At 56.8% G+C, this 7,684-nt stretch carries 7 protein-coding genes; 1 reads left to right on the plus strand and 6 read right to left on the minus strand.

The window, feature by feature from the left end:
- Positions 1–260 precede the first annotated feature (260 nt).
- The 6 genes from B2W96_RS10360 to B2W96_RS10385 form a co-directional block, all read right to left on the minus strand.
- A complete protein-coding gene (locus tag B2W96_RS10360; RefSeq protein WP_293010217.1) occupies positions 261–1,601 on the minus strand; it encodes a dihydrolipoamide acetyltransferase family protein in 1,341 nt (446 codons plus the stop codon).
- 25 nt (positions 1,602–1,626) lie between these two features.
- Positions 1,627–2,601 carry an alpha-ketoacid dehydrogenase subunit beta gene (locus B2W96_RS10365; RefSeq protein ID WP_293010218.1) on the minus strand — a complete coding sequence of 325 codons (975 nt, stop codon included), beginning with the start codon at positions 2,599–2,601 and terminating at the stop codon, positions 1,627–1,629.
- A 21-nt stretch (positions 2,602–2,622) separates the two neighbouring features.
- Positions 2,623–3,615 (minus strand): thiamine pyrophosphate-dependent dehydrogenase E1 component subunit alpha, encoded by a 993-nt coding sequence (locus B2W96_RS10370; RefSeq protein ID WP_293010219.1) that lies wholly within the window; start codon positions 3,613–3,615, stop codon positions 2,623–2,625.
- Between the two features lie 191 nt (positions 3,616–3,806).
- On the minus strand, positions 3,807–4,850 hold the full coding sequence (locus B2W96_RS10375) for a DctP family TRAP transporter solute-binding subunit (protein WP_293010220.1): 1,044 nt from the start codon (positions 4,848–4,850) through the stop codon (positions 3,807–3,809).
- Positions 4,851–4,926: 76 nt separating this feature from the next.
- Entirely contained in the window at positions 4,927–6,237 is a 1,311-nt protein-coding gene (locus tag B2W96_RS10380) for a TRAP transporter large permease (RefSeq protein ID WP_293010221.1), read from the minus strand.
- Positions 6,237–6,755, minus strand: a complete 519-nt coding sequence (locus B2W96_RS10385) for a TRAP transporter small permease (RefSeq protein ID WP_293010222.1) — start codon at positions 6,753–6,755, stop codon at positions 6,237–6,239. The genes B2W96_RS10380 and B2W96_RS10385 overlap by 1 nt, the downstream gene beginning before the upstream one ends.
- A gap of 381 nt (positions 6,756–7,136) precedes the next feature.
- On the opposite strand from B2W96_RS10385, the gene B2W96_RS10390 reads away from it, so the two are divergent.
- The coding region (locus tag B2W96_RS10390) for an MBL fold metallo-hydrolase (RefSeq protein WP_293010223.1) at positions 7,137–7,684 on the plus strand (548 nt) is incomplete at its 3' end.

A 7,684-nucleotide genomic window follows, 5' to 3' on the forward strand; every position in this document is an offset into this window, starting at 1 on the left:
TTGTGCTCATTTTTCTACCCTGAATTTTCTTGGATTTGGGGCTTGACTTTTGTTAGCAGGACTTCTTTCTTCAATCAGGCAGGGGGCCCGGCCTCAGCCAGGCCCCCCTGATTTCTCCGTCTTGCGGAGAAACACATCAAATTATTTCCGGCAGGACATGCGCCTGCCCAAAATTCCCCACTCCGCGCGCCTGGGGCGGCGTTCACCAGTGACCGATGTCACAGGTGTGGGGAATCTAAATGCGGGACAACGTCCCCTCTTTACACCAGAAGCATATACGGGTTTTCCAGCAGCTCGCAGAGGCGCTGGAGGAATTTGGAGGCCATCACGCCGTCCACCACCCGGTGGTCAGCGGTAAGGCACAGGTTCATCATGGGACGAATCACAATTTCCCCATCCCGCACCACGGGGGTATCTACCATGTCGCACACGCCCAGAATCGCAAGCTCCGGCTGGTTGATGATGGGAGAGAAATTGGTGATTCCATAGGGCCCCAGCGAGGAAATGGTAAACGTTCCGCCGGTCATGTCCTCCATCGAAAGCTTGCCATCCCGCGTGGCGGCAATCAGGCCCTCCGTCTCTTGCGCGATCTCCGCCAGAGACTTGGCCTCAGCACTCTTCACGTTGGGGACGATCAACCCCGTGCCCTTGGCCACGGCAAGGCCGATGTTCACATGGGTGTGGTGGGTCAGCATGTTGTCCGCAAAGCTGGAGTTGATATCCGGGAACTCCGTCAGGGCCTTGGCGGCCACCTTCATCAGAATGTGGTTGTAGGTCAGCTTGATTCCCCGCTCCTTCAGCCCGTCCTTCAGCTTGGCACGAAGCTCTTTCATGGCGGTGGCGTCCACCGGGCGCGTATAGGTCACGCGGGGAGAGGTCAGCCACGAGGCGGTCATATTGGCGGCAATGCTGCGACGCAGCGGGTCCACCTTCTTGGGCGCTTCGTCGTTGCTGCCCTGCACGCCCGCAGGCACGCTCCGCGTCTCAGTGACAGCCTTTCCGGCGGCGGCCAGCACGTCGGCCTTCATCACCCGTCCGTCGGCGTTCAGGTTGGTCAAATCCACGCCCAGCTCCGCTGCAAGCTTTGCAGCCATGGGACTGGTCTTGGGGCCCGCGGTAAAGGACTCCACATCCCTTGCCACCACGGTCCCCTTGGGGCCGGTGGCGGATATCCGGGACAGGTCATAGCCTTTCTCCTTTGCCAGCTTCCGGGCATAGGGCGTTGCCAGAACAAACCCGCCGGGAGCGTGCTCCCCGGTCTGCGCAGTGGCCTGCGGCGCCTCCGAAGATACTGCGGGCGCAGCGGGTACCGCAGCAGCAGACGGGGCCGCAGAGGCGACGGATGCGCCGGTAACCGCTTCGCCCTGCGCGCCGATCCATGCGATGACGGTTTTGCATTCCACCGTTTCTCCCTCGCCAAAGAGAATCTTCAAAAGAGTTCCGGTGGTGTCGGCTTCCACGTCGTTGGTCAGCTTATCCGTAGCCACGGAAAACAGGATATCGCCCGCCTGAACGGCGTCGCCCTCCTTCTTCTTCCACTCTTCAATGGTGCCCTCGGTCATGGTCAGACCCATTTTAGGCATCAATACTTCAGTTGCCATATTTGAAAATCTCCTTTTTCAGGCATTAAAACATGCCCTTGATGCCCTTGTACAGGTCCTCCGGATACACGCGCACCATCTTCTCCAGCGTGGGAGCGAAAGGAATGGGGCAGAACGGAGCGCCGTACCGCAGAATGGGTGCGTCCAGATATTCCATTGCCTCTTCGGCCACGGTGGCGGAAATCTCCGCGCCAAAGCCACCCTGCTTTACCGCCTCGTGAACCACGCACAGTCGGTGAGTCTTCTTCACGGAGTTCAGCACCGTCTCCTTGTCCCAAGGGGACAGGGTGATGAGGTCGATGACCTCGGCCTTAATGCCGTCCTTCGCCAAGAGGTCTGCCGCGCCCCGGGCATTTTTCATGCCGATGGAGTAGGACACGATGGTCACGTCGCTGCCCTCCCGCTCCACGCGGGCCTTGCCCAGCGTATAGGGCACCTGATCCGCAAGCTCAGGCAGCTTGCCCTTTTCCTTATAAAGAATCTTATTCTCAAAATAGATGACGGGATCGTCGCTCTCAATGGCGGCAATCAGCACCATCTTTGCGTCATAGGGGTTGGAGGGGGCGACTACCTTGATGCCGGGAATGTGGGGGAACCATGCCTCCACGCACTGGGAATGCTGGGCCGCGCCCTGAAAGGTCATGCCGTCCGGCGCGCGAAGCACCAGAGGCACCTTGGCCTGACCGCCGAACATATAGCGGGCCTTGGCCATCTGGTTGAACACCTCGTCCATGGCAACGCCGATGAAGTCGGCAAAGTGCATATCCACCACGGGCCGCGCTCCGGCCAAAGCCGCGCCCACGCCGCCGCCGATGATGAACGTCTCGGAAATGGGGGTATCGATAATCCGGCCGGGAAACTTCTCGGGCAAGCCCTTGAACTGACCGAAGATGCCGCCTTGGCGGGCGAGGTCCTCGCCCATTACAAAGATTTTGTCATCCTTTTCCATAGTCTCGGCCATCGCTTCGCAGGTGGCCTGAGAAAACGTTAATTCACGCATTGTTGTCATCCTCCTCAGTTCTTAGTCCACATAGACGTACTTCATAAACTCGCCGGAATCGGGATACTCGGACTCCATAGCGAATTTCTTGGCTGCCTTGATTTTCTCAACGCAGGCCGCGTCCACGGCGTCGCACTCCTCGGCGGTCATTACCTTCAGCTTCTCAGCTTTCTTGCGGAACATCTGGAGAGGATCGGTGTCGTGGAAAATTTTCTGGGTTTCCTCTCTCGTGCGGTACATCTCGGGGTCGCCCACGAAATGACCCTCGATACGGTAGGTCTTGGCCTCGATGAAGGTGGGGCCCTCCCCTCTCCGGGCGCGGGCAACGGCCTCAACAGCGGCATCATATACGGCAAAAACGTCCTGTCCGTCCACAATCACGCCAGGGACGTGATAGCCCGCCGCGCGGTCGGAAATGTTCTCAAGGTTGCAGGTAGTACGGTAAGGCGTGGTGGAGGCCCAGCAGTTCATCTCGTTGATAAAAATAATGGGCAGCTTCCACGCGGAGGCCACGTTCATGGCCTCATGAAAGGTTCCGCGGTTGGATGCGCCGTCGCCGAAGAATACCACGGAAACCTTGTCATTTTTCAAAACTGTTTTGTTGGCCAGCGCCGCGCCGGTGGCAAGGTTATACCCGCCGCCCACAACGCCGTTTGCCCCCAGCATACCGACGGAGAAGTCCGCAATGTGCATGGAGCCGCCACGGCCCTCGCACAAGCCCGTCTTCTTGCCAAAAATCTCGGCCATCATCCGGTTGACATCGGCGCCCTTGGCGATGCAGTGTCCATGGCCCCGGTGGGTAGACTCGATAGAGTCGTCGTTTCGCAGGGCGGCACACACACCGGTGGCAATGGCCTCCTCGCCGATATACAGATGCACAAAGCCGGGAATCTCGCCGGCCAGAGAGTCATGCTTAATACTCTCCTCAAAATGGCGGATCGTAGACATTGTCTCGTAAAATTTCCTGGCCTGGTCCTGGGTATATGCTGCCTTTGCGGCTTTTGCTGTTGCCATAGAAAAAACTCCCTTCTGCCGACAGTTGTCGGTTTTTTGTATAAATTGTAAAATTATCCAATTGATTTTGAACAAACTGTCAAAATTTTCACGCGAATGATTCTGAAAAAGCGTGGCGACAGACCACTGTAGCCACGCTTTTCCAGTGAACGCAACTTAAAATCTTTTCGATTTTTACGGAGAACAGGTTCTTACTTTGTGAAAGCGGCGATCAGCTCGGGGGTCAGCTTATCGGCAAACTCATCGTACAAAGGCGCAGAGGCAGTCTTAAACTCCTCAGCGGCCTCGGGAGTCAGCTCGGTAACGGTGACGCCTGCGGCCTTCCACTTCTCCAGAATCTTCTGGTCCTCTTCCCGCTCACGCTTGCGCTGATTCTGTGCGGCCTTCTGCCCGCACTCGTCAACGATGGCCTTCAGCTCGGGAGAAAGAGAATCGTACAGCTCGCCGTTCATGGTGAAGAAAATGCAGTCATACACGCCGGTCCAATAGGTAACATTGTTCTGAACCTCGGCGATGGAGGCGCCGTCGGCGGTGGGCAGAGGGTTCTCCTGACCGTCATAGGTCTTGGTCTGCAAACCGGTGTAAACCTCGGACCAGTTGGCGTTGGCCCAGTTGGCGCCCCACTTGCCATAGGCGGCGCTCAGCAGCTCAGAACCGGCCACGCGGAGCTTCAACCCCTTCATGTCCGCCAGAGAAGCAATGGGATGGACGCTGTTGGTGGGATGACGGAAGCCGTTTTCACCGATGCCCAGCAGGTGCAGGCCCATGCTCTCAACGACTTCGCCCAGTGCCTTGCCGCCCTCGCCGTCCAGCTTCGCGTCAACGTCCTCGAAGGAGTCGAACAGGAAGGGCAGGGAGACAACGTTCAGCCGCTGGTCAAACGCGGAATAAATCAGGTTGGAGTGGGCGGACAGCTCGGTGGTGCCGTCGATGGCGGCCTGAATGCCCTCAGACTGGTTACCGGCGGTCAACTGGTCGGCCGCGTAGACCTGCACGGTGATGGCGCCACCCGTGGCGTCGGACACCATCTGGCCAAAGTCGCGGCCCATATCCGCCCAAACGGTGTTCTCCGTGGCGGAGCAGGCAAACTTCCATGTTGCCTTTTCAAAGGTGGCATCGCCGCCAGCGGCGGAGCCGGAACCTGTGCCGGAAGAGGCGGGCTTGTCGCCGCCGCAGCCGGCCAGCAGCGTCGCGGTCATGGTCAGCGCCATGGCCAGTGCAAGAAACTTTTTCATAATGTTCCTCCTCAAATTTTGATGGCAGGTCAAGTTGCGTATCTGAAATCACTCTCGTGATGGCAGATTCCTTCAATCAGGTCGCAGCGCCCAAAAACGCGGTGGAGAAGAAGGGCACATAGGTGACTATCAGCAGCGCAATCACGCAGGCGACAATCATGGGCCACACAGCCTTGGACATGGACACAATGGTCACTCTGGTCTTGTCCTTGATGTTTTTCAGCTTGTCGCTGACGCCGATGGCCACGAAGAGATTCACACCCACGGGCGGAGTCACCTGACCGATCGCCATGTTCACGGTGGACAGCACGCCGAAGTGAACCGGGTTGATACCCAGCTTCACCGCCACAGGATACATGATGGGGATGAAGATATACATGGCGGAGTTTGCGTCCACGAAGCATCCTGCGATCAGGAAAATCACGTTGACAATCATCAGGAACACATACTTGTTTCCAGAAATATCCAGAAGCAGTGTCTGGGCCGCGCCCGCGATGCCGTGGACCGTGCAGATATAGGAGAACAGCGTGGCGCCGCCGATGATGAGCATGATGCTTCCGGTGGTCTTGCCGGAATCCACCAGCAGGTCATACAGGTCGCGCCATTTCACCTCTCGGTAAATGAACACGCCGACAATCAGACCGTACACCACGGAGACGGCAGCCGCCTCGGTGGGTGTGAAAATACCGCCGTAAATGCCGCCCAGTATAATTACGGGCATCAAAAAGCCCCAGAATGCGGAGCGGAAAGACTTCCAGCGGGCGCCCCAGGATGCCTTTTCACGGGATGCCTCCAAGCCCTTCACGCGGACCTCGATCATGATGATGACCACCAGAGCAATGCCCATCAGGATGCCGGGAAGAATCCCGCCCATGAACATGTCGCCAACGGACACGCCAGTGATAGAGGCGTACACCACAAAGGAGATGGAAGGCGGAATGACAATGGCGATGGAAGACGCCGCAGCCATCAAGGACGAGGAAAAGGGCGCGGAGAAGCCGCCGCGGTTAATCATGGCGGGAATCAGAATGATACCCAGCGCCGCCACAGTGGCGGGACCGGAGCCGGAAATCGCACCGAAGAAGCAGGCCACGATGACGCACACGATGGCAATGCCGCCCCGGCGATGGCCGATGCAGTCATCAATAAACTCTACCAGACGGGTGGAAATTCCAGCCTTTGCCATGATGTTGCCGGAGAGGACGAAAAACGGAATCGCCAAAAGCAGGAACTTCGCCATGCCGTTGTAAACGTTGGTGGGAACCACGGAGAGCTTATCCCCGGCATAAACCATTGCAAAAATGGAAGAAAGGCCCAGTCCCACACTGATGGGTATGTTCAAAAACAGCATGATGAAGAAGGTGCCGAACAAAATCAGATTGATCATCAGACGTTTCCTCCTTCATCCCCGGTTTTTACACAGTCCGCTTTGTTGTTCATCACGTCGACAAAGAACTCCACGGTGTGCAGAATCAAAAACACGCAGCCGATGGGCAGGAAAATCGTGAATACCCACTCGGGCCAGCCCAGAGAGAAGGTACGCTTTCCGTTGGCCAACTGAACCGCAACCTTATCGAAGCCGGTCTTCATCAGCACCAGATAGAACGCAATGTTTGCCACTGTAATAATGGAAACGAAGATTTTTTTGCCTCGGTTTTTCAGCAAATCGAAAATCAGAGACAGGCTAATCAGGCTGCCCTCTCTGGCGCAGAGCGCACAGCCCAGCATGACCAGAAGAACAAACAGGTTAATGACCATTTCCTCGGTCCAGGCAAACTGGCTGTCCGTCATTTTCCTGACCACCACGTTTGCAAAGGTGATTGCCGTGATGAACGCCAGACCCACGCAGAGAATCAGCTTCTCAATCGTGGCGACGACATCCATGATCTTTTTGTAGACATTCATTCAATTAATCCCTCCTGTTAATACCGCGGTCCTTCCTTCCGAAACTTCTCCCGCCGCCTTCAAAGCATCAGTCACGCGCTCAGGCGCCGGCGCAAAAGTTCTCCTCCGTCGGGTGCCGCTCCACAGAAAATTTTAGTTTCTGCAAATGTGGACAAATCTATTAAAGACACACAAAAACGCAATTTTTAAAAGAGCTGCCGTACCGTTCAGTATTCCATCTTTCGCGCAAAGTAAAAAGAACATTTATCATATATCGCGCCGTTTATGATAAGGCACGGAATTTTATTGGCTTTTTCCAGCCGTCGTGCTATACTCAAGATCGGTCATATCCGTGAAATCGGAAAGACCCATTCAACGCTTTCTGCAAAGGAGTCCTGCGCCATGCCGTTGCGCCAGATCACATTCAGCGCCAACGCCGGGGTTGCCCTGCGTCTGGGTGACGTCCGCCTTTGGGTGGACGCTTTACACGAAAAGCCCGTCTCCGGGTTTTCCGTCCTCTCCCCCGCGCTTCAGTCCGCCGTAATGGCCCACCCGGAATTTCAACAGCCAAACCTGATTTTTTGCACCCACTGTCATCCGGATCACTTTTCCCGCCGTCTGTTGGGTCAGGCAATGGAGCGCTGGCCCCTTGCTGAGGTGATTTTGCCGGAGCGGCAGTTTGAGCGTCAAATCTTGCTCTTCCAGCCCCGTGAAAGGCTGGTGCTTCCGGAGCTGTCCGTCCAGTTCGTCCACCTGCCCCACGAGGGGAAGGAATACGCCACCGTGGCACATTACGGCTGCCTTCTGGAGCATGAGGGCTTTCGGATTTTGATTGCGGGAGACTGCGCTGTGGCCAGCCCCGCTCTGCGGGAATTCCTGCTGGAAACCGGGCCGGTGGACCTGGCGCTTCTCAACTTTCCATGGATTACACTGAGCAAGGGGCGGCGGTT

The organism is Oscillibacter sp. UBA6647, assembly GCA_002455655.1.
Classification (GTDB): Bacteria; Bacillota; Clostridia; order Oscillospirales; family Oscillospiraceae; genus Oscillibacter.